At 35.1% G+C, this 23,118-nt stretch carries 14 protein-coding genes and 1 pseudogene; 1 reads left to right on the top strand and 14 read right to left on the bottom strand.

Features of this window, described 5'->3' with window-relative positions:
- Nucleotides 1-48: 48 nt before the first annotated feature.
- The 9 genes and pseudogenes from ACORHV_RS04465 to ACORHV_RS04425 form a co-directional block, all read right to left on the bottom strand.
- A complete protein-coding gene (locus tag ACORHV_RS04465; RefSeq protein ID WP_434398967.1) occupies nucleotides 49-6,255 on the bottom strand; it encodes a DEAD/DEAH box helicase family protein in 6,207 nt (2,068 codons plus the stop codon).
- Nucleotides 6,256-6,302: 47 nt separating this feature from the next.
- Entirely contained in the window at nucleotides 6,303-6,713 is a 411-nt protein-coding gene (locus ACORHV_RS04460; protein ID WP_303407826.1) for a cell envelope biogenesis protein OmpA, read from the bottom strand.
- 180 nt (nucleotides 6,714-6,893) lie between these two features.
- Nucleotides 6,894-7,022 carry a hypothetical protein gene (locus ACORHV_RS04455; RefSeq protein WP_434398965.1) on the bottom strand — a complete coding sequence of 43 codons (129 nt, stop codon included), beginning with the start codon at nucleotides 7,020-7,022 and terminating at the stop codon, nucleotides 6,894-6,896.
- A 52-nt stretch (nucleotides 7,023-7,074) separates the two neighbouring features.
- Nucleotides 7,075-8,349, bottom strand: a pseudogene (locus ACORHV_RS04450) (phage tail tip lysozyme); the annotation flags it as partial.
- A 247-nt stretch (nucleotides 8,350-8,596) separates the two neighbouring features.
- On the bottom strand, nucleotides 8,597-9,967 hold the full coding sequence (locus ACORHV_RS04445; protein ID WP_048773348.1) for an ABC transporter ATP-binding protein: 1,371 nt from the start codon (nucleotides 9,965-9,967) through the stop codon (nucleotides 8,597-8,599).
- The gene (locus ACORHV_RS04440; RefSeq protein WP_164496838.1) at nucleotides 9,961-10,650 is read right to left on the bottom strand and encodes an energy-coupling factor transporter transmembrane component T; all 690 of its coding nucleotides are present in this window, start codon (nucleotides 10,648-10,650) and stop codon (nucleotides 9,961-9,963) included. The genes ACORHV_RS04445 and ACORHV_RS04440 overlap by 7 nt, the downstream gene beginning before the upstream one ends.
- On the bottom strand, nucleotides 10,647-11,234 hold the full coding sequence (locus ACORHV_RS04435; RefSeq protein ID WP_049489415.1) for an MptD family putative ECF transporter S component: 588 nt from the start codon (nucleotides 11,232-11,234) through the stop codon (nucleotides 10,647-10,649). The genes ACORHV_RS04440 and ACORHV_RS04435 overlap by 4 nt, the downstream gene beginning before the upstream one ends.
- A gap of 21 nt (nucleotides 11,235-11,255) precedes the next feature.
- Nucleotides 11,256-12,980, bottom strand: a complete 1,725-nt coding sequence (locus tag ACORHV_RS04430; protein ID WP_434398963.1) for an ABC transporter ATP-binding protein — start codon at nucleotides 12,978-12,980, stop codon at nucleotides 11,256-11,258.
- Nucleotides 12,981-12,983: 3 nt separating this feature from the next.
- Nucleotides 12,984-14,741, bottom strand: a complete 1,758-nt coding sequence (locus ACORHV_RS04425; RefSeq protein WP_048768034.1) for an ABC transporter ATP-binding protein — start codon at nucleotides 14,739-14,741, stop codon at nucleotides 12,984-12,986.
- 227 nt (nucleotides 14,742-14,968) lie between these two features.
- On the opposite strand from ACORHV_RS04425, the gene ACORHV_RS04420 reads away from it, so the two are divergent.
- Nucleotides 14,969-15,931: a helix-turn-helix domain-containing protein gene (locus ACORHV_RS04420; protein WP_048768037.1), complete on the top strand. Its 963-nt coding sequence runs from the start codon at nucleotides 14,969-14,971 to the stop codon at nucleotides 15,929-15,931.
- A gap of 890 nt (nucleotides 15,932-16,821) precedes the next feature.
- Here ACORHV_RS04420 and ACORHV_RS04415 read toward each other — a convergent pair.
- The 5 genes from ACORHV_RS04415 to ACORHV_RS04395 are packed head-to-tail and all read right to left on the bottom strand — an operon-like array spanning nucleotide 16,822 to nucleotide 23,118.
- Complete coding sequence (locus tag ACORHV_RS04415) at nucleotides 16,822-17,388, bottom strand: PBECR4 domain-containing protein (RefSeq protein ID WP_048768039.1); 567 nt, start codon at nucleotides 17,386-17,388, stop codon at nucleotides 16,822-16,824.
- A gap of 56 nt (nucleotides 17,389-17,444) precedes the next feature.
- The gene (locus ACORHV_RS04410; RefSeq protein ID WP_434398960.1) at nucleotides 17,445-17,573 is read right to left on the bottom strand and encodes a hypothetical protein; all 129 of its coding nucleotides are present in this window, start codon (nucleotides 17,571-17,573) and stop codon (nucleotides 17,445-17,447) included.
- Between the two features lie 52 nt (nucleotides 17,574-17,625).
- Nucleotides 17,626-20,439, bottom strand: a complete 2,814-nt coding sequence (locus tag ACORHV_RS04405; protein ID WP_434398958.1) for a phage tail tip lysozyme — start codon at nucleotides 20,437-20,439, stop codon at nucleotides 17,626-17,628.
- 11 nt (nucleotides 20,440-20,450) lie between these two features.
- On the bottom strand, nucleotides 20,451-22,808 hold the full coding sequence (locus ACORHV_RS04400) for a VirB4-like conjugal transfer ATPase, CD1110 family (RefSeq protein ID WP_434398956.1): 2,358 nt from the start codon (nucleotides 22,806-22,808) through the stop codon (nucleotides 20,451-20,453).
- Nucleotides 22,759-23,118, bottom strand: a complete 360-nt coding sequence (locus ACORHV_RS04395) for a PrgI family protein (protein ID WP_314913970.1) — start codon at nucleotides 23,116-23,118, stop codon at nucleotides 22,759-22,761. Before ACORHV_RS04395 ends, ACORHV_RS04400 begins: the two co-directional genes overlap by 50 nt.

The following is a 23,118-nucleotide window of genomic DNA, read 5'->3' as shown; positions in this document are numbered from 1 at the left end:
TTATTCTACCGCGCTTTTCTTTTTTTGTCCGCTATTTATATATATTTTTTAATCCAATTCAAAAGAAAGTTGTTCCTGCTTTTCGTTTCCTTTTTCATGGAATTGTCTTAAGGCTTGATCTATAATATCTAAATCCGTTTCTGTTTCAATCAATGGCGCGAGTACATCGTATTCGGCCTTTTTTGTTTGATAGTCCTCTTCCTTTGGAAATTTTTTCTTAATTTCAACTTTAGCAGTAGTCCATTTATCCTTTAATTCATCCAATAAGTTCTGAGTTTTCACTTGGTCCTCTTTAATGTGATCAATCGTATGCTGAAGTCTTTGAATTGTCCCCAAAGGAGAATACAAATCTAAACTGACAGAATACTGATTTTCTCCTACAATCTTAACAGAGAAGGTTTCAGGAAGAGGTTGATTTGTTGGAAGACTAAGCATTTTAATGTCAAATCCTCGATAGCTTGCTAGGGTACGAAATTCTTTGCTGTCGGCTTGATTATGACGGATAAGACGGTGTAAGGATTCCCCCGCTTCAGCTCGTTGCTCAAAAGCTTGCTTACCTACCGTCATAGAAAATGCCTGGTCTTTCGACATTTCAGACTGTTGAATGTCGCCTTCATACTTACTTAATCGTTTCTCAAGAATGGGCATATTTTCTTCACAGTAGGAGATTGTATGACGATAGTGATCCTTGCTGCGTTGAAAGGCGCGTCTTTGATTTTCTAATAGAGTTAGATCATTCTCTAGTTCCATCTTATATTTTAGATAAGGATTACCTGTTGCTAGCGCCTTAAAATCAGAAGCCGTCATAGTCTGCTCATCGATATCTTCTGCAGCACGAATCGGCTCCTTAGAAGTCATAATCTGCTTAATATAACGAAGTTTGTTCTCCTGAGTTGCCCAAAGATAATTATCAAACGAACCTTTGGTAATATAGTGGTAAATATCCACTTCCTTGTTTTCATTTCCCTGTCGGATAATCCGTCCATTGCGTTGCTGAATGTCACTTGGCCTCCAGGGTACATCCAGGTGATGAACTGCTTTCATCTTGCTCTGAACATTTAAACCTGTTCCTCCTTTTTCAGTTGAGGCAAGGAGAATCCGCACCTCTCCTGCATTGACCTTTCGAGACAAACTATTCTTTTTTTCATCACTATTGGCATCATGTACAAAGGCAATTTCCTTACTAGGGATTCCTCTATCAACCAATAAAGCCTTTATTTCAGAATAGACATCAAAGCCATTATCCTTTTTCTTAGGTGTTCCAATATCTGAAAAAATCATCTGAGTAGCCTTATTTTCCATTCCTTCACGATAAATTCTTTCAACATTATCCACTACCTGAAGCAGTTTATGATTGTCTGCTAGACTATAGCTAGAGTCCAATAAACGCATATCAATAGCTAGTTTCCGTGCCTCACCTGTTATCTTTAACATGTTATCCTGACTCGGATCTACTGTTCCACATTTGACCATATCTGACCTCATAACTAATTCTTCTAAATAGAGTTTCTGGTTTTCAGTTAACTCACTCTCAATAGGGATAATATGAGCTTCTGGAACAGGTAAATCCAACATATCTTGTGTTTGAATGTCGGCTGTTTCTTTATAGATTTTCATCAACTCAGGTAGATTGACAAACTTTTTAAATCGTTTCTTAGGTTGGTACTTATCCCCTGTAGGAGCTAATTCCATAGAGTTTTGAATTTCTCCAAAAGCACCTACCCAAGAGTCAAAATAATCAACTTGATAGCGTTTTAAGATATCTGGTTGAATGTAGTTCATCATAGTATACAACTCACTAATAGAATTGGAAACGGGTGTTCCTGTCGCAAAGACAATATTTTTAAAATCATGTTCTTCCTGAATCTGTCGAACCTTCATTTCCATATCCACATTCTTCTTAGAAGTTGTATTGGTAATCCCTGCTACATTCCCAAGTCCAGTAATTGGACGAATATTTTTAAAGTGATGTGCTTCATCCACAAAGAGAAAATCAATTCCTAAGTTCTCAAAATCAATAAAACTATCACGATTGAAACGTTGGAGTTCTTCCAATTGTTTCTCTAGACCACTTATTGATTGTTCTGCTTCTTTAACAGTATACTTATTTTCAGAATGTGTTTTAATCTCTCGTAGTTCATTGAGTTTATCCTCAATATAGTTCATCTGTCTTTCCTTACTGACAGGGATTTTTTCAAATTGAGAATCCCCAATGACAATGGCATCGTAATCTCCTGTAATAATACGTGACACAAATTGTTTTCTTCTCGCCTTCACAAAATCTTTCTTAGTGGTCACAAAGACCTTTTTAGTAGGGAAAAATTTCATGATTTCTTGGCCAAATTGAGCAGACAAACTAGAAGGTACTACATACAAGGGCTTATGAACCATCCCCAACTCCTTTAATTTAAACCCAGCACCAAGCATGGTCAAGGTCTTTCCTGAACCTACCTCATGAGCTAATAAGGCTCTTTTTTCTTCTACGATTCTTTGAATGGCATTCTCTTGGTGAGGACGAAGACTGATGTTTTGTGCCAAGCCATCAATGACTAGATGGCTACCGTCATACTCTCGACTAACCGTTCGATTATAAAGACGATTATAGCTTTCTTCAATGACTTGTTGGACTTCTGGATACCGTGAGACAAAGTCTTGAAAGAGCTCTTGTAAATGCTGCTCTTTTGCTCTTAAAACAGAGGTTTTTTCCAAATCTGTAATGGTCTTTTTCTTTTCTCCTTCCGTAACAGTCATGGTAATCGTCGGTTGGTTTGAATTTAGTAAATTCTCAAAAATCTTTCTTCCTGTATCATAACGTGAGCCACTAACTCCAAGACTACTGTCTTTGGCACTTGGATAGCGATAAGCAAATGATGTCCTTAAATGAACCTGCCCATCAACAGGATTCACTTCAATGACTTGTTCAACATCTGGCGAAGACAATTCAAATTCTCGATTGGTAAAACATTCAAAGGCAAATTTACCATAAACGGATTGAGGAATCCAACGTGAACCGATTTTAAACTCAATATCTGCCAGATGAATCCGTGGAGGGCGAACTGATTCTAATAAATCTAAAGCATGGGACCAGTCACATTCTTGATTGTTTTCCTCCACTAATAGTTGAACTACTTCTATCTTGTTGAGAATATCTCCTGATAAAAACTGGTTCTTAGAAAGATATTTTCTTTCTCCTCTTAAATAGCTTTCTGGATCCATTAAAATCTGGTCTCCTAACTCATCTAAAATAGCAGCTTGGCTATGTTCGGGATAAATTGATACCATATAGTCTAAATCAACCCCTCTACCATCCGATAAACTAGAGTTTAAGGCATCTAAAGCCGTTGAAACTCTTGTAATCACTCTCTCTGGCCTAACCAATGCTTTCTCAAAAGCTAAAGATTTTTTATATTTTACTTTTTGATCTTTTGAATCAATGTATTCATCTTCTAAACTTGCTAGTAAAGAATACTTATCGTCACTATCAAATAAGTTCCGATTGACTGAGGCATTCAAATATCCAAATTGACCTATAAAGCGGTCATAGTCACGATTGAGTTTACTAAGTAATACTTGAAAATCTGAACGATTATAATCTTGATGGCGTTGAATTTCAATTAAGGCTTGATAGGTCTCTCTTAAATCAACCATTCCCTTAATCCGACTAATATCCTTATCCGATAAGGGGCTTTCATAAAAGACAGTTTTTTTGAACAGTCCCTTATATTTCCCTCTTTTACTCGCTTCTTCTGACTTGTATACATCTAGTGCTTCCTCATCTGTCAAATGAAGTTGCACGAATCGATCTATTTTATGTTCAGACAAAGAACTGTCCCAGGCTTTAAAATCTCCCTTCTCGTCTACATAATAACTAATTTCGTCTACTTTTGAACTTTTCCGAATGCCATGCGTATCTCGGTAATAAATTTGATTTCCCTCATATCCAAAAGAATAGAGCGCTAAGTTCTCACGAATACGACTTGGGATAGAATTATCCACTTTTTCTTGGATAAAAACAGGTTCTTTCAAAGAATTGTCAATTGGTTTAGGTGCCTCCACATTCTCTAATGCTTCCATAATGTCAGTAGCTAATGTTTCTGATTCCCCCTTAACATTGAGGGTTCCTCCATTAAAATTACGAACCTCATATTCACCCAAAACTTGTGTATTGTATTTCCCATCAAAATAAGGATTGATCCAGACACGCTTATCCTCCTCAAAAGGAACAGAGCCACTAAAGACAAGCTCCTCTTCATTAAGATTCTTTGCTTGATCCTTTTGAAAAAAGAGGAGATCTGTGGTCACTCGAGTACCTGCAATCTTTTTAAAAGCCGTATCTGGCAACCGAACTCCCCCTAAAAAATGAGTGTAGGATTTAATCTCTTGTAAGACATTATCTGTCCGCTTATCCATTGTGCCAATAGATGAGATAATCGAAACTTGTCCTCCGTCTCTTACTAAATCAAGTGAGTGTTTGACAAAGTAGTCATGAATCATATAAGGTTTATCATAGTTTTTATCGGCAATGCGAAAATTGCCAAAAGGAACATTCGTTAAGACTAAATCAAAACTATTATTTTGATAGGGAACTTCTTCAAATCCTCGCACTTCAATATGGGTATTGGGATGTAGTTGTTTTGCGATTGCGCCTGTCACACTGTCTAACTCAACCCCGTAGAGTTCTGATTTCTCTCGTATACTTCTAGGCATCACCGCAAAGAAGTTCCCAGTCCCCATAGAAGGATCTAAAATTCTTCCTCCCTCAAAACCATCATCTAGTAATTTTTGCCAAATCTGGCGAATAATCATTGGGTCTGTATAATAGGCTGTGAGAGAACTTTGTTTCATGGTCGAATATTCTGATTTACTTACTAAGCTCCTAAGAGTTAAACGTTCTGTTTCATACTTTGGATTGAGTTCATCGAAAAATTCATTGGCAAGGCCACCCCAGCCAACATACTTGGCTAGTAGTTCTTGTTCTTCTGGATTCGCTTGTCTTCCCTCTTTTTCTAATCTTTTAACAAGATCAATTGCGGCAATATTCGTTTCAATTTTTTCTCGATTTGTCTTAGGATAAAAGTCCTCTAAATCATCTGGAAAAACAAAATCTTGAACGGGGACATCCGTCTCTTCTATACCTGAAATTAGAGTTTCTGTTTCCTTTTCATTTTCTTCTTCCAAATAGGAAAACAAATCTATTTCCTGACTTTCACTTGATGAATCAATCTCAATCTCTAATTCTTCTTTTTCAAGTTCTACAAGAGACAAAACTTGTTCAATCTCTTCCAAACTGTTCAAGTATAAGATAGGATTCTCTTCAAATAACTGGTTAGAATCATTGAATAGCTCTAGGCGAACTAAGTCATTTAACTGTGCATTTTCAATCGAAACCAATCGAAATACTTGACCTTTATAACTTACTTGTGAACCAATCGGATATTCCCTCAAAGCTTCTTCTACAATTTTATCGACATTAGAAAAAAGGTTAGTTTCTTCTGTTTCCTGTTCAATTTCACTTGAAGGAGATAAGGATTCCTCTACTTGCTTAGACTTTTCGCTTCTAGCCTTTACATCATCAAAATGACTAATAATCTTCATCTTTTGTGTCAGTGGGAGTTGTTGGTAGTTTTCTTCACGATGAACAAGATCCGTAACTGTATCTAAAGTAGCCATCAATTCTGAACCCATATAGGCTAGAACATCTCCCTCTTTTTCTTCAAAATGAATCTCAAGAACCTCTTTTTTTAGTTCTTTAGAATCAACCATTAGAAGGAATTCCTCTATATCTCTACTAATACGGTCAGATAGATTATTCGCAACTCGATAGACATTGACTAAATTGACATCCTGATTCTGATGAAATACAAGCTCACTTAATGGTGTTAGCTTCTCTTTTTCAGATTGGATGTAAAATCGAGTGGAAAGGTTATAGGTTGCGACTTCTAGCACCAAGTTTTTCTCCCAATTACTTAATTGAGATAATTTATCTAAACCTACTTGTCCAAAATTTCTTGTGTAACTTTCTAGATCTTGGTCATTATTTTCAGAACTGGTCTCTAGAAAAGAAACAATATCTTGATGAAACGAATAGACATGAGGTATCTCTTCTATCTTGCCCTCTTCAGTCAAAAAACTCTCTACCAAGTCCTGCCATTTCTCATCAAAATGTTGAGCTTGATAACGAAGAAATAGGGTCATTTTCTCTCTATCTTTTGGAATTGTTCCACGAAACATAGCCAATAATTGCATTACTTCCATTATTGCTCCTTTCATCTATACGAAAATAGGAGAATCACATGATTCCCCTACAACTCTATCTCCATTTCAACCTCTTGAGGACTGGTTTCTAAATCACTAGACAAAAGAGAAACGGCATCTGTTCTCATGTAGTAAGTATATAAGTCTTCTAGGTCTTGTTGGTTTTCAATCCCTGTTTCAATACTAATCAGAGCCTGTATAAATTCCTTGTAGTGACTCTCCATCATACCTGAAATCTTTTGTTTCATTTCCATAAATACTGATGACGGTTCAGTTATACTTATTTGGTCTAAGTCTTGAAAATCCTTTTCTAAGGGATTAGTTCCTTCTTCTATTTCCAATAAATCTGAACGACCATCACCATCAGAATCTGCGCTAAGAGGATTGGTTCCTAGCGCCAATTCTTGAGCATCAGTTAATCCATCTTGATCCGAATCACGTTGATAAATGGCTTCCATATACTTCCTTCTTTCCTAGTTAATCTTTTTTCACTCCAATCCTACCAAATATTCCTTGAAAGAAGTATCACAACAAAAAAAGAGAACGAGCCAAAACTGCGTTCTCCTTAAAATGTAAAACATTACTATTAAAGTAAAAAAGACGACTTACAGAACCTGTAAGCCACCTAGTCAGTCGGTTTATTCTGGTGTCTGCCACCGCTTGGCCCTTACGCCCAAGATTGCTATCGGATTTCGTTCTGGTGTCCGCCACCGCTTGGCCCTTACGTCCAAGATTACTATCAGATTGACCATGAGCCGACCACTCATCTACACTATTTATTCTACCTGAAAATTGTTAAAATTTCAAGTATCAACTTCTTTATTTCGTCGTATAGGCAAAACTGATGGCACTATCTGCTTGCGAGATTTTTCTAAAGGTATAGTTAGGGTTACCACCATAGTTTGTCTCTGACACGAGGAAAGAACCATCATCATAGACCTTCTCTACAAAGGCCACATGACCATAGTCTGCTGGTGTGCCATGTGTACCTCCTACAAAAGAAACAATGGCACCTGCTCTTGGTGTAGAGCCTGTTTCCCCACCAAGACTTGAAGCTGTCGCAACCCAGTCCTGACCATTTCCCATGGTATTAATGATTGAAATCTTCTCTCCATTTCTACCTTTTAGCTTTAATCCTAACTGGTTCATACGAGCCGCAACACCCCATGTACATTGTCCATAGGCATAGGCCATACCATCTCCACCACCAGGAACAGAATGATCATACAAGTCCCCACGAACACCTTCAAGGGATTGCGGGTCACTCTTTGCTTGTCCTCCGTTTGTTTGGCTAAATCCTTTTTCAATTTGGTAATACCATTCCGTTGCTCTGGTTTGTCTTTCCAGTAGTTTGTCACCAGAATTTCCCTCCCAATAAGTGAGAAAGAGTTGGGCAAGATTGGCTGCACTGCCCGTATTTCCAAAGAAATCCTTTAACCAACTTTGATAGTAAGGGCTATCCCCATGAAGCATAAAATCAAGTTGTAGGTCTAAATCATACCACTTCTTATTTTGGCTGCGTGCATAATTTAATAAAGCTGTATGACGTGTTGAACCATCTGCAGTATCTGTCCATTGACCTAACCCCAAACCTCTATGAAGGATATTAGGATAAGCACCACTATAAATGGCTGGACCTCCAATCGCTAACCACGCTTCATCATCCCATGAGGAATCGGTAGCGCCAACAGGAGGAGATAAATAATCCCCTTCAGCACGTTTAGGATTAATAGAAGACTCTACCGACCAATTTCCTAAAATTGCCGCAATGGCTTGGGGACTTGCCCCTTGAGATTTCAAAAACTCATAAATATGTTTTGCTCGTTCAAACTCATCCCCACCAAACTGACCAATGGCAGGTAAGATAGTAGTCTGAAGTTGAATGACTTTTGGGAAATAAAATTGCGGATTGACATACACCAATTTTTCTTTCTTATTCTTATACTTTTGGTAGGAAACTTTCAAACCTGTATCATCTGGTGTTTCACCTATAACATCACCCGTTAGAACTCTTGTCCCCTCAATCGCACGGCCATTATGAATGGAATATAAGGTTAAGCGACTCTCATTCTCTCCTTTTCCGTTAGTGATAATAAAAAAGGAGGACTTCTACACTTTGGCGTAAAAAGTCCTCTTTTAGAAATGTATTCTTTTTCTATTATATTATTTAATAACGCATAAAAATTTTCCTAAACAAAATATCTTACTTTCACACGATAAAAGAAATTCACATACACTTATATTTTCTATTATCATGTCATGATATTTCATATTTTTATCTCCTTACATCTTTAAATTTCCTTTATTTTGATTTTTCAAATATGAGTATCTCTATGGATATTTACAAATATATAACATTGTCAGCTATCGAATTTAAAAATTCTTGGTCATGTGAAACAATGAATATTATTTTCTTATCGCTTTTACATTCGTTGATCAGATGGGATATGTTCATCATATTGCAATAATCCATTCCACTAGTAGGCTCATCAAAAAACATAAGTTTAGATTTTTTACATAGTACAGATGCAATTGCTACCCTTTGCTTTTGTCCACCTGACAAGCTCATTGGATGACGATCTTTTGATTCATATAAATCAAGTTTTTTCAGAATATTTTCAACATAACTACTTTCAATATTTTTTATTCCAAGACCTACTTCACTTGCAATAGAATCGGTAAAAAGCTGATGGTTAACATCCTGCATTACAAGGGATGATATTTTTAGCCTATCTGATTTTGAAAGTCTTTTGCCGTCCAAATAGATTTCATCCTTCGATTTTCTTTCTAAGCCTATAAGGCATCTGAGCAAAGTGGATTTACCAAGTCCGTTTGTTCCTACTATGCCGTAAATTTTTCCCATTTCAAAAGAGAGGTCTTTTAAATGCAATTTTTTATCTATGCCATTAAACTTAAATTCAATGTTTTTTACTTCTAAATTTCCCTTATTTTCATTTTCGGGTACTGTAAGTTTTACTCTATTCTTATTTCTTAAACCTAACTTCTTTAGCTTTTCAGACGGTATTTTCATAAAATCTATTTGAGTATATTCCTTTTGTATTTCCCCATCTTTAATCAAAAAAACTCTATCTACAATATCCATTAGATAAAATATTCTATGTTCTGAGATTATAAGAGTTTTCCCCTTATCTTTAAGTTTTATAAGCATTTCTTTTATGATTAAAATGTTTTCTTCATCAAGATTTGATGAAGGCTCATCTAAAACAATGATTTCCGTTCCAGATATATAACTTGCAGCAATACATAAAATCTGCTTTTCTCCACCCGAAAGCTTAAAAATATCTCTATTTAAAAGATGTTCTATCGGAAACAAATCCAACATATCATTTAGTCTTTCATCCATTTGTTTTTTTGAAAGTCCTATATTCTCCAAATAGAGAAGTAATTCAAGAGTAGTATTTATATTGAAAAAGTGTGTCTTTGGATTTTGAAATACATTTGATACTAAGAGCGATATTTCGTATAATTCGAGGTTTTTAATATCTTTATTATCAATCCTGATAGTTCCACCCATAGAAGCTCCATCATATCGTACAGCTAACCCATTGATAGAATTTATAATTGAAGATTTTCCGCTACCACTTTTCCCAGTAAATAATACACATTCGCCTTTTTTTACATCTAAAGAAATGTTTTTTAACACTTTAGGAGAATTTCCATAAGATAGAGATAAATTTTCAATTTCTACCATAAAGCTCCTCCTATAACCATAATCAGTATTGAAAGCACATAAACAAAATCAACTGTTTTCGTTTTGACGGATATGTACCTAGTTTTTTTAACAGGATTTTCAATACATTTTGTTTCTGCTGCCTTTGCAATATCATCAGAAATATTAGAAGATATAACAAGTAAAGGCACAATTACATACTCGATGTATGAAATTGGATTTTTAAATGTAATACCCCTTATTTTCATAGCAAGTTTTATATTGTGACTTTCTTCCCTAAATGAAGGAAAAAACCTAAACATTACAGCAATTGGTATAGAAACAGTACGAGGTAAATTCATTTTATCCATTGAGGATATTACACTTCCTACATCCGATGTTTTTAAAAAAAAACTTCCCGCACTAAATGGAAGATAAAACATCTTACATACAGCAAATAGCATAAAAAACATCATTAAAATCGCATTCATATTTCTAATTACATCAAGATTAGGTATCAAAGAAAGAACCCCAAAAAATGATATGTTTTTTAAGGCTTCTTTCTTAAATCCATTCATTAAAAAAAGAAATGAAATAAGAAGCACAATTCCCCATTCAAAATAGGTATTTACTTTATAAAATACAGCAAATCCAAGTGAAAAACTTACTAAAATTTTACTAATTGGATTGGGATTATATGGATTGTCTAAAGAAACGAGCATTATACAATACCAGCTTTTTCGAAATGCTTTTTCAAAAAGACTTTACCAATATATGCGCCGAGTATCCCGCCGACAACAGCACCGATATATACTAATACCATACTTCGATAATTCAAAAGTGCTATGAGCTTCATTATATAATCGTGACCCATACCGCCTGTTTCAGCCAGTTTAATAACCTTGTCTTTAGCCAACAAAACTTGCATAAGGAAACCACAAATCCAAGTGTTGAATACGGCAAATGAGAGCATATTAAATTTAAATGATTTATATTCTCCTTTTTTTCTTAAAAGTTCCGCAATTGCCATACTGATTACAGCATGTATCAATATTACATATGTATTTCCCATTGCAATTGCTACAAGACTACAAATCAACCCAAGTATAAATAATCCCCATGATTTTTGAACTTTTGCCATAAAGAGCATTATAACTATTCCTGTTATAATGCCTGCCAGTGTAGGGTATGCCAAGTATAAAATCGGTACAATACCAATCATTCCCGAAGCAAACATAAGTACAAAATATATTACTGTAAATACACCTATCGTAACTAAATCTTTAATTCTTAATTTTTCCATTTTTATATTTTCCTTCTAAATAAGTTTTCACTGAATATTTGATTTTCTAAGCATTGCTTTATAAAATTCCGAGCTTTTACAAAGTTCTTCATCTGTCCCTATCGCTTCTATTTTTCCGGCATTTAATAAAACGATTTTGTTTGCATTTCTTATTGTTCTTAATCTATGAGCAATAACAATTGCCGTTTTTTCTTTTATAAGTTCAGATAAAGCCTCTTGAATTAGACTTTCATTTTCAACATCCAGAGATGCTGTAGCCTCATCAAGCAATATGATTGGTGCGTCTTTTAGTATTGCCCTTGCTATTGAGATTCTTTGTCTTTCTCCGCCTGAAAGTCTTTGTCCGTTTTCACCTATTACTGTATCTATTCCATCCGGCATTTTGTCTATAAATTCATAACATCTAGCTATTTTAGCCGCTCTTATAATCTCTTCATCTGTAGCATCTTTTTTACCGATTTTTATATTATCTTTTATGCTTGAATTAAAAAGAGTAACATCTTGGAAAACGATAGAGAAATTTTTAAGGAGTGTTTCCGGATCAATTTTACCGATGTCCTCTCCCCCTATCAAAATCTTTCCTTTATCTATATCCCAAAATCTTGCAGCAAGCTTGGTGAGAGTTGTTTTTCCGCTTCCGCTTGAACCGATTAGCGCAGTGATTTCACCCTGTTTTGCAGTAAAGCTCACACAATTTATTACAGAATAATCATCATATCCAAAATAAACATCCTTGAACTCAATATCGTAATTTTTAATTTCAATATCTTTTTTGCCTTCTTGAACAGGCATGGTCTTTATTTCCTTTATTCTCCCTACAACCGCATCAAGAATAACTATCATTGACATAAAGGTGATTATTCCTTCTATAGTAAGATAAATACTTGCTGTAAGCATTAAAAATGCGATATAAACCAGCACACTTACCTCCCCTGCCATAAGCATGTTGACGCCGATAACGGCAACACTTATAATTCCAAGCTTTAAAATTGCAGCAGCTGTTCCTGTAAGTGTTCCGGCAACAACTTCACCTTTCGTTTTCTGTTTTGTGGATGCATTTAATTTTTCAAAAAAATCATTTAACACCCTATCTTCTAAGTTGTAAGATTTTATTTGCTCTATCTGCTCTATATTTTCCTGTAGATTATCGAAAACCTTACGATTATCATCTATCCAGCCCTGTACTATTTTTTTCTGACTTTTCTTTGATAAAAATATAATCAAAATAGAAATGGGAATTACCCAAAGGGCTGCAAGTGCAAGTTTCCAATTATAGAAGATAAGCATTAAAGCAATAATACTTGTGGATATAGCCGTTGAATATATCTGAGGTACAGCATGAGAGAAAATTGTTTCATATAAGTTCATGTCATTCATCATGGTTTCCGCAAGGTCTGCCAAATCTCTTTTACCAAAATAAGAAAGAGGTAATTTCTTTAACCTTTCCGCTAACTCAATTCTTGAATTTGCACTCTCGTTGTACACATTGGTGTAAAGTCTTACATAATCCCACCTCGCTATTAAGAACATCACAATCATCATTACTACAATTAGTGCAATATAATGAACAGAAGTAAAATTGTAGCTCTCAATACTTTTTAAAATGCCTATATACTGAAACAGAAACATAAAACCGATCATTGGTGCGAACAATTTAGTTAAATTAACAAGCGTGTGTGAAAATATGGCTTTTTTTAAGTTAAGAGCGCCTTTTTCTGACATCGCATATTTTTTCATAAAATAAGAAACCATATTTTAACCTCCTATCTTCCAATTTACGGATTTCTGATATTCATCCCAAAGCTTTTTATAATGCCCATTTATATCTATTAAATCTGCATGCTTGCCTTCTTCTACAATTTTCCCTTTATCAATAACGAGAATCTTGTCCGCATCTATTACTGTAGATAATCTATGAGCAATCATCAATGTTGTCTTGCTTTTTGATAGCTTCTTAAAAGACTCTTGAATCAAATGTTCATTTTCAGGATCTGCAAAGGCTGTAGCTTCATCTAAAATGATAATATCTGCATCTTTCAAAAAAGCTCTCGCTATAGAAATCCTTTGAGCTTCTCCTCCTGAAAAATATGTGCCTTTAGTTCCGTAAACAGTATCAAGTCCTTTATCTAAATTTTCAATAATATCTTTAGACCCTGAATTGATTAAGGCATTGTCAATTTCTTCATTAGTTGCATCAGGCTTTCCGATTAAAAGATTATCTCTTAAACTCATTTTAAATAGTTTAGAGTTTTGAAAAACAAAAGCAATTTTTCTCATTAAAGCCTCTTTTTCAAAATCTTTTATATTAATTCCTCCAATATAAATTTCACCTGTTTTAATATCGTAAAATCGTGCAGCAAGCCTTGCTATAGTAGTTTTACCACTGCCTGACGATCCGACTAAAGCAACTCGTTCTCCTTTATTCACCTTAAATGAAATATCGTCTAATACATTTTCATCTTCATAAGAAAAGCTTACATTTTTAAACTCTATCCCAACATCAGAACTTGTTTTATTTCCATAAACAAAATCATCAAACTCAAGTATATTCTCAATTTTATCTAAAGCAAGTTCCGCAAAATAACTGGATTGTGTAATCGTCGCAGTTCTCATAATAAAAGTAGCAAATGCCGGTCCTATTAGGAAGTAAATAACAGAATCTGCAACTACATTAGATAAGTTTCCATTAAATTTTATTAAGAGTAATGCCACAGGTACCAAGAAAAATGCCGTCGATGTAGAAACGGTTTCAAACCACGACATTTTATTCGTATAACTCATAGTAAGCTTAAGTACATTGTCTTTTACTTTTATGATTAACGAATATAACTTATCAAAGCTCTCAACACTTTGTGCAAATGTTTTAACAACAGGAATTCCTCGAACATATTCCACTGTCTGAGAAGATAAATTGGAAAGTCCTGCATAATACTCATCTTTCATTTTTTTTGTTTCGGCTGTCATCATAGATGACATCAATGTCATACCGATAATCATCGGTATCATACTGGCAAGTCCTAACTTCCAGTTAAACACGAAGAAAAATACAAGCAGGACGATTGGCGATATAATGGTCATCGCCATATCAGGAAGTTGATGCGCTAAAAAAGAATGGGTTTCAGACGCTCCGGACACAATTACATTTCTTATCCTTCCGCTTTCTTTGTCATCGAAATACCCAAGCGGTTTGTTTATTAGTTTTGTTACGGAAGTCTTAATAATGTTATCTTCCACTTCAAATGCAAAAATATGGGATAAAATTAAACCTATTAGGTATATGAATAGCCCCAGACCGGCAAAGACTGCTGCATAAATTGAATTTTCCTTTACATAATCAAAATTCACCATCCCATTTAAAATTAAGTTATTTACAATTCTATGAATATATACCATAGGCATCAAAACCATGACACCTGATACAGCAGACATAACCATAGCAATATAGAGTAAAAAACTTTTTTTACCACCGTAAGGCATTAGTCTTTTCAGTATTGATTTCTTCTTATTCTTCACTGAACAATTCCTCCTTTTTCTTAAAATTAGCAAACCCTATAAATAGCCTTTTTAGACTGATTATAGAGTCTTGTTTTCAAACTTTTTTGCAATACGCAAAGTTTTTCTTGTTTTTATTTACTGTTTATTATATAATAAATGAGGATTTCAATCAATTAGATATGGTTAAATAAGTCTATTCGGGATAATGTCTATTCGGGATAAAATATAAAGCACGGAGGTATAATATGAGTGATTTTTATAACTTTGTTAAAAACTTTTTTTCTACAGATGAATCTATCGATAATACAAAATACTCCACTGTAGGACATGAATTCCGTTTTAGCACGGATAATGCAGAAGGCATATATTGGTTTTACGAGGGCGATAATTTCACTATTGATATTCATGATGTTTTCATAAAAAAAGAAATTATCCATACAAGTTTTTCTGGTTTGGATAATTTCTATTCCCTTTATTTATCTTATTTAGTTACAGCAAACGGTGAATGTTTTAATCCTTATCAAAATCTTTCTTCAAATTCACTTTATATTATAAATACAAAAAATTCTAAAGACTATAGGATTATACTTCACAAAAACTCTCCTTATTTAGGAATCGGTATAAATTTCAATCAGTCCATGATAGAGCAATGCCTGTCCTCTTATAAGAATAAAGTCTGTAACTATGAAGATTTATTTTTTAATACCAGCATTATAATAAACAAGCCTTTAGAAAGAATCGCAAAAGATATCCTTAATTGCAAGATGGCATCTCCTGCTGCTGAAATCTTTTTTGAGTCAAAGGCAAAGGAATGGTTAAGTATTACAATAGACTCTTTTTTAAATAAGTACAGCAATCCACTATCTATTGCCGATGATGAGGCTTTGAAAAATGTCGCCAATTATATAGACGATCATTATGCAACATCTATCTCACAGGATACTTTAGAAAAAATATCCACTATGAGCGGCACAAAACTAAAAAAGTTATTTAAGCAAAAATATCAATGTACAATTACAGAATATACTCAAAGACGGAGAATGAATATGGCGGAATTACTCCTACTGAACTCTACCCTTAAAATTCAAGATATAGCAGAGGCTGTAGGATATTCCTCTCACAGTAAATTTAGTACATGCTTCAAAAAATATAAGGGATTTTATCCCAAAGACATAAAAAAATATGCGAAAAATAATCTTTCTGATTAAATACATAAGGATTTAACTTTGGGGACGGTTGAGTTAGACCTTATTGGAAAATGTTAAAGTCATAATTGGTAAACCTAAATAAATTATATGTTTAGGTCTTGTTATTATCTTGTAAAATCAGTAAAGTAGCCAATTCTACTATTTTTAGGGAGTTAGTCACAAAGAAAATCAAACAGTTAGACTGACTGTTTGAGTATGAAAAAAGCAGATAAAAAATCCCTTGAGTAAATAACTTAGGGGATTTTAAAGGTTGGGATAGGGTATTGAAAAGCTCGTACAAAGTATAATAAAAATCCCCACCAAATTTTGAAAATCTATTGAAATGTATTGAAGTTTATTAGCAGAATACATAAGTGGAAAGCTTGATTTTAATACATTTAGAAGATTATTGAAAAAGAAAAATCACACTTTCATTCTTATTAAAATCTTTATAACTGTATTTTGAATGATTTTCCCCAATCAAGCATCCCTCGCTCTTATAAAATATATACATTCAGTTGTATGAAATGTAATATTGTTCTTATCAGACTTGAAACTTTTACTAATCCAACTATTTATCTTACACATTTAGTTTAAACCTATAGTATCCTATTTTCTTAATATTCTACAGTGTAACACTGCATTTATATTATAACGCTAATATGTTCAGAAAAGAAATACTTTGTAAGTCAATGTCTGTTATAACGGAAATTGTTAGAGATGTCTATCATAACAGAAATTGAGATAATTTCCATAACATCCCTGAAGATAAATTATGTAATCACAAACTATTTCATATCCAATCTAGTGTAGGTTGTTTGGAGCATATCATCAACAAAAAAAGAACGAGCCAAAACTGCGCTCTCCTTATAATGATAAAAATATGTTTTATACCACAAAAGATATGTAAACTAATCTTTTAAATAATAAAAAAGTTCCGACGTTTGTAAATGTTTTGAGTAAATTGAAATTACTTTTTGACCTTCTGGAAATACTGTCTTTCTCTTCAAATCTAATAAAGATTGAGGAACAATTTTCCTTGATGTCTCTTTCAATGTTAATGCTAGTATCTGTTTTCTTGTACGTAGAGCATAATCAAACTCCAAATACAAATAACGTCCTGAACCAGTTAGATGAACATGCTTTCCCAATAACTCCTCAATAGATCCTAAAACTTGTAACTTTTGCATCGTGGTTCCATCATTTTTTATTTTCAACTCATCAATTATGACATGTCTATTTAAACAATCGTCAAAGAAACTGCCTGCACCTTTTCGGTAATCAACACCACATAGGTGCATGAAATTAGTAGGTGAAAAATGAAGTTCAACACTTTCTATTTCCGTTTCATAATACATGATTTTGCCAACAAAGTGTTCTTTAAAAAAAGAAGCCGCAATTTGTAACTGAGTAAAAAAACGCTGAAGTTTTATTTTTTCGGTGTAATTTGGATTACGATAATCTCTAGAATTTGCCATATTTTCCTCACAAAAAAGGTGGTTTACAGAGTCTGTAAGCCACCTAGTCAGTCGGTTTATTCTGGTGTCTGCCACCGCTTGGCCCTTACGTCCAAGATTGCTATCGGATTTCGTTCTGGTGTCCGCCACCGCTTGGCCCTTACGTCCAAGATTACTATCAGATTGACCATGAGCCGACCACTCATCTACACTATTTATTCTACCTGAAAATTGTTAAAATTTCAAGTATCAACTTCTTTATTTCGTCGTATAGGCAAAACTGATGGCACTATCTGCTTGCGAGATTTTTCTAAAGGTATAGTTAGGGTTACCACCATAGTTTGTCTCTGACACGAGGAAAGAACCATCATCATAGACCTTCTCTACAAAGGCCACATGACCATAGTCTGCTGGTGTGCCATGTGTACCTCCTACAAAAGAAACAATGGCACCTGCTCTTGGTGTAGAGCCTGTTTCCCCACCAAGACTTGAAGCTGTCGCAACCCAGTCCTGACCATTTCCCATGGTATTAATGATTGAAATCTTCTCTCCATTTCTACCTTTTAGCTTTAATCCTAACTGGTTCATACGAGCCGCAACACCCCATGTACATTGTCCATAGGCATAGGCCATACCATCTCCACCACCAGGAACAGAATGATCATACAAGTCCCCACGAACACCTTCAAGGGATTGCGGGTCACTCTTTGCTTGTCCTCCGTTTGTTTGGCTAAATCCTTTTTCAATTTGGTAATACCATTCCGTTGCTCTGGTTTGTCTTTCCAGTAGTTTGTCACCAGAATTTCCCTCCCAATAAGTGAGAAAGAGTTGGGCAAGATTGGCTGCACTGCCCGTATTTCCAAAGAAATCCTTTAACCAACTTTGATAGTAAGGGCTATCCCCATGAAGCATAAAATCAAGTTGTAGGTCTAAATCATACCACTTCTTATTTTGGCTGCGTGCATAATTTAATAAAGCTGTATGACGTGTTGAACCATCTGCAGTATCTGTCCATTGACCTAACCCCAAACCTCTATGAAGGATATTAGGATAAGCACCACTATAAATGGCTGGACCTCCAATCGCTAACCACGCTTCATCATCCCATGAGGAATCGGTAGCGCCAACAGGAGGAGATAAATAATCCCCTTCAGCACGTTTAGGATTAATAGAAGACTCTACCGACCAATTTCCTAAAATTGCCGCAATGGCTTGGGGACTTGCCCCTTGAGATTTCAAAAACTCATAAATATGTTTTGCTCGTTCAAACTCATCCCCACCAAACTGACCAATGGCAGGTAAGATAGTAGTCTGAAGTTGAATGACTTTTGGGAAATAAAATTGCGGATTGACATACACCAATTTTTCTTTCTTATTCTTATACTTTTGGTAGGAAACTTTCAAACCTGTATCATCTGGTGTTTCACCTATAACATCACCCGTTAGAACTCTTGTCCCCTCAATCGCACGGCCATTATGAATGGAATATAAGGTTAAGCGACTCTCATTCTCTCCTTTTCCGTTAGTGAGAATAACATTATCTCCGTCTAGAGATACAACACCATCCATTGGTGCGACAATCCTTTGGTGAGCCTTCGCTTCTAGTAGAATGTACTCCTGAAGGCTAGGTTTGCCGTCTAAATCATAGTATCCATAACGATAAGTCATGGTTAAACTATCTTCGTTACTTTTCCCCTCAAATGGATTGTCCAATTCCTGCATGGAAGCATACACACCTTCTTCTTTTAGTTCCTTCATTTCCTCTTGATCGTCTTTTGATAGTTTATACTTAGGAGTTTCATAAAGGTCTTGCATGGATTTCAAATCTTCCCCATCGTTTAAATCATGCCACAAAGTAGACAGATAATCCTTGTAAGTTTCTGAACTAAATAAGTGAACTGGTTTGTGTAACTCATAGTCATGAAATTTAAAGTTCATATATCCCATCACATCATCAACTTTTGTGTAATAGGTAATTCCTTTGTCATTTGTACGAGTATGTTCTGCATCTTCCCAAGTTAGGTGGGTATAAGCTTTTGTTAATTCAAATTCATCTTGTTGAATCAAACTAGCAGATGAAAATCCTAAAAAGAAGCTCATCATAAGTAAAAGAAAAAAGACTATTCCTCCAACTATCCAGGTTGCAGGATTTCCAGCCGCAAATGTAAAGAAGGAAAAGGCTGCTTTTAGTTTATGATAGATATTTCGGACACTGGTAAGACCTTGTTTCTTTAACTTTCGAAACCGATTTTTAAAGGAACTTGGGTTATCTTTCGCTAGCTTCCATCCTTTTCCATCCTTAAAATGATGGTATCGCTCTTTTGTGTTAGCTAGTCTCTTCTTGGTAAAACGACCTGTTGCTTGTCCTGTTTTAACACTAGCTTTCCCCAGATTATAAGAAAGCCGACTGTAGCGTTTCCCTTTTCTAATGGTCTCTTGTAGCGTGCGATAACCTTCTAAATCTTCATTTTCTGAAGCTAACTCTCCACCTTCACGTCCAAGGACATAAAGAAAAGTTTTGGCTTTCCTACTGACCTTTTTGGACTTATAGGCTTGTTTAGTAGATTTTAGATTCTCTTTTGCGGCCTTGACTTCTTTCTTAGCTTTTAATTCTTCTAAACTCTTCCCTTGAAAGAAAAAATTGGATTTTGCTTTCGTTTCCTGACCGTAGAGAAATTTTTGATTGTTTTTTCTTTCTTTACGACTCTCTTTTCCTTCTTCTTTTGCTTCTACCTTGGCTTCTCTAAATTGCTTCTTAGCTATTTTCAATCGTTTCCTAGCATGAGGTAATCGTCTGTCTCTTAATTCTTTGCGATTCAAAAGAGATGGAGGACTATTTTGAAGAATATGATTGTAGTCTTCATTTGCTTGTTTTACTCTAGCCTTTGAAGCTTCTCTCATCTCCTCTAGCTTTTGCTTTTTCTCTTTTTTCCATGCTTTTTTATCCAGTACAGCAGAATCTTTTTTCTGTTTCTTCACCTCCTTCTTTCCTTGTTTCAAGAATTTCTTCTCATCTTTTAGACTTCTTCTAAATGCCTTTCGGGCACGTATGATTTCTCTTTTATCCTTCATTTACCTTCCCCTTAGTTAGAAGCCATTTTATCAGGATCCGTACTCATGATATCAAACAATTGTGTACCTTGAGGAATCTTATTTTTAAAGGGAACAACAACTGAACCAGCTTTTATCAGTCCAGCCCCTTTTTCTGGATTGACTAGGTATTTTTCGAGTTCTTTTGACAAGCCTAAGAGTTGAACCAGTTCTTCTCGGTCATTTTTTGCTTGCTTGAGGAGAATCATAAATTCACTATTGGCAATAATCCGTCTACCATTTGGATCTAACAATAAAGTTTCGACATTTTGAGTTATTCCAGTCGGACTGGCTCCATATTTTCTGACACGACTCCACAATTTAAAGAAGAAGTCACTGGCATATTTATCTAATAATAGAAGCTGCATTTCATCAAAATAAATCCAGGTTTTCTTCCCTAATTTTTGGTTCCGAACGACACGATTCCATATCTGATCAAAAACCACCATAAGAGCGATTTGTTTCAGCTCATCTCCTAACTTCTTAACGTTATAAATCAAGAAATTAGAACCTGTCTGAATATTGGTCTTATGAGAAAAAATATCAAGAGAACCTTCGACATATAGTTCCATATCAAGCGCCAAATTCTGCGCTTCTTCTTCTGGTTGTTGGCTCAAGACAAAGACCCATTCTTCCAAAGAAGGCTCTTTAAATGACTGATAGGTCAGTCTGGTGACTCGGTCAATAATTGATTTTTCTCTTCCATCCATTTTTCTATCCAATAACTTGCCAATAAAGGATAAAAGAAATTCTGATTTTACCTTTACAGGATCTTCATCCATATTTTCTTCAGACAAGTCAAGAACATTGAGATAGGTTTGGGAATCAGGCGCAATATCAATCATTTCTCCACCAAAAGCCCGTCCAATCACACTGTACTCTGCTTCTGGATCTACGATGATAATTTCGGTATTCTCACCAGATTCTTTGATTTTTGTCGTGATAATCTCATGCTTGGTTGCCATGCCTTTACCAGCTCCAGATGTTCCTAAAATCAGACCAGACGGTGTATTTAATAAGCTGCGGTCAATGGTAATAATATTACTTGATATTTGATTGATACCGTAATATTTCCCACTACGGTCTTGTAAGTCTACTGAAGTCCAAGGTGAGTTCACTGCTATATTGGACGTTAATAAACTCCGTGATACGCCCTCTAAAAAATCACAACCAAATGGCAGCAAACTATTAAAGGCTGCTTCTTGCATATATGGAAGTTTGTCAATCATTAGGTCATTTGAGCCGGCCACTTGTTGAATAGTGTCTAGGGCTTGTTTGAGTTCTTCTTCATCCTGACCAAAAACACCAATCAAGAAGACCGTTTGAAATAGTTTATCTCCTGTCTCTGTCATAGTTTTTAAGAGTTCCTCAGCTTCATCGATATTGCTTTCTAATACATGACCTACTTTTTCCAAATAGATACCTGTACGAGCTAGTTTTTGTTGTTCCCCAATCTTTTGGGATTCCATCAAGGTCTTCTTTGTTCGTAGTTTCTTCATGGCATCTGCCTTAGTCGAACTTTGAGCATGAAGGCTTACGATCAATTCCAAATCTCCTTGCATGAGGTCTCGGATAAACTGATCCCCTAATTCCATACCGTAGTCTCTGACATAGACAATCTGTAATAAGCGGTCATTGATTTGTAGGTAATTCTTGTTTTTAAAATCCAAGAGATTAGGTGCTATGAAGTGACGAGTTGTCTGACCAGATCTCGTTAAATCACGGTAAGAAAAAGGAAGATGGTGTTCTCCTCTAAGCATATCCGCCAACAAGTTGACACGCTCTTCACCAGCTAAGGAATCAAAGCGAGCATCAATTTCTGAGAAACCACTCTTGAAATATTCTCCTATTTGAGACAAGGAACGATAGGCTTGTTTGGGATTAGAATCCTTTCTTCCAAAGCTAATCAGTTTAACAGCCGAAAAATTATTTTCACCACTGTCTAAATTTTGATTCATCATCCGATTCAATTCTTTACGATAGGTATCATACCCATCTTCTTTCTCCTCATACAGAACACTTTGTCTAAACTTTTCTAAATTCAGTCGTTTATTAAAGATAGTCAATTGGAAGTTGGTTTGGTCATCTAGGGAGTTAATCAAATCAGAATACTTCTCAATGATTGCGCCCTTATCTTCTAAACCAACGGTCTGGTAATTGACATCACCAAGTAAATAGCTTTGTGAGAAATAATCTTCTTTTACCTGCATCAAACCACTTTGATACAGGGCTTGATAGGAAAGAGTATTAGCCGTTGATGGTAACACTTCCTCTTTTTTTCCTTTAACTACTTCTTTCTGATTAGTCATTGAAGTTTTTTGTTTCTTTAATGTATTTGATTTTCTTTTCATGTTCAGATCCTTTCTTTCCAGTAATGGTGCGTAGGGGAACCGTTAGTTCAAAATGAAGACGGTATTTCAAATAATGTTCAAAATATAAATCATTGGGTTTATAGACTCCAAAGAGCATGAGGGGGATGGTAAAGGCAAACACAAAACCGTAAACAAACCAATCTCCAAATTGCCAGTAAAAGAGATTCAAACCCAAAACAATAACTGTGACAATAAAGGCTGGTAAAACAAAGATGATTTGTCTTGTAGTGAAACCTAACCAAGCCCTGTGTTGATATTTTGAGATGTCTTTAAAGACACGTGTATTCAT

The sequence above is a fragment of the Streptococcus sp. KHUD_016 genome, from assembly GCF_051106465.1.
In the GTDB taxonomy this organism is placed as follows: domain Bacteria; phylum Bacillota; class Bacilli; order Lactobacillales; family Streptococcaceae; genus Streptococcus.
This window is presented reverse-complemented; position numbering and strand designations above follow the sequence as displayed.

Bases quoted from the DNA above. Each gene is read 5' to 3' on its own strand.
- ACORHV_RS04415 (WP_048768039.1), bottom strand. From the start codon at position 17,388: ATGGCAAATTCTAGAGATTATCGTAATCCAAATTACACCGAAAAAATA.
- ACORHV_RS04430 (WP_434398963.1), bottom strand. From the start codon at position 12,980: ATGGTTTCTTATTTTATGAAAAAATATGCGATGTCAGAAAAAGGCGCT.
- ACORHV_RS04445 (WP_048773348.1), bottom strand. From the start codon at position 9,967: ATGGTAGAAATTGAAAATTTATCTCTATCTTATGGAAATTCTCCTAAA.
- ACORHV_RS04410 (WP_434398960.1), bottom strand. From the start codon at position 17,573: ATGAGTGGTCGGCTCATGGTCAATCTGATAGTAATCTTGGACGTAAGG.
- ACORHV_RS04455 (WP_434398965.1), bottom strand. From the start codon at position 7,022: ATGAGTGGTCGGCTCATGGTCAATCTGATAGTAATCTTGGACGTAAGG.
- ACORHV_RS04465 (WP_434398967.1), bottom strand. From the start codon at position 6,255: ATGGAAGTAATGCAATTATTGGCTATGTTTCGTGGAACAATTCCAAAA.
- ACORHV_RS04395 (WP_314913970.1), bottom strand. From the start codon at position 23,118: ATGAATACACGTGTCTTTAAAGACATCTCAAAATATCAACACAGGGCT.
- ACORHV_RS04460 (WP_303407826.1), bottom strand. From the start codon at position 6,713: ATGGAAGCCATTTATCAACGTGATTCGGATCAAGATGGATTAACTGAT.
- ACORHV_RS04400 (WP_434398956.1), bottom strand. From the start codon at position 22,808: ATGAAAAGAAAATCAAATACATTAAAGAAACAAAAAACTTCAATGACT.
- ACORHV_RS04420 (WP_048768037.1), top strand. From the start codon at position 14,969: ATGAGTGATTTTTATAACTTTGTTAAAAACTTTTTTTCTACAGATGAA.
- ACORHV_RS04405 (WP_434398958.1), bottom strand. From the start codon at position 20,439: ATGAAGGATAAAAGAGAAATCATACGTGCCCGAAAGGCATTTAGAAGA.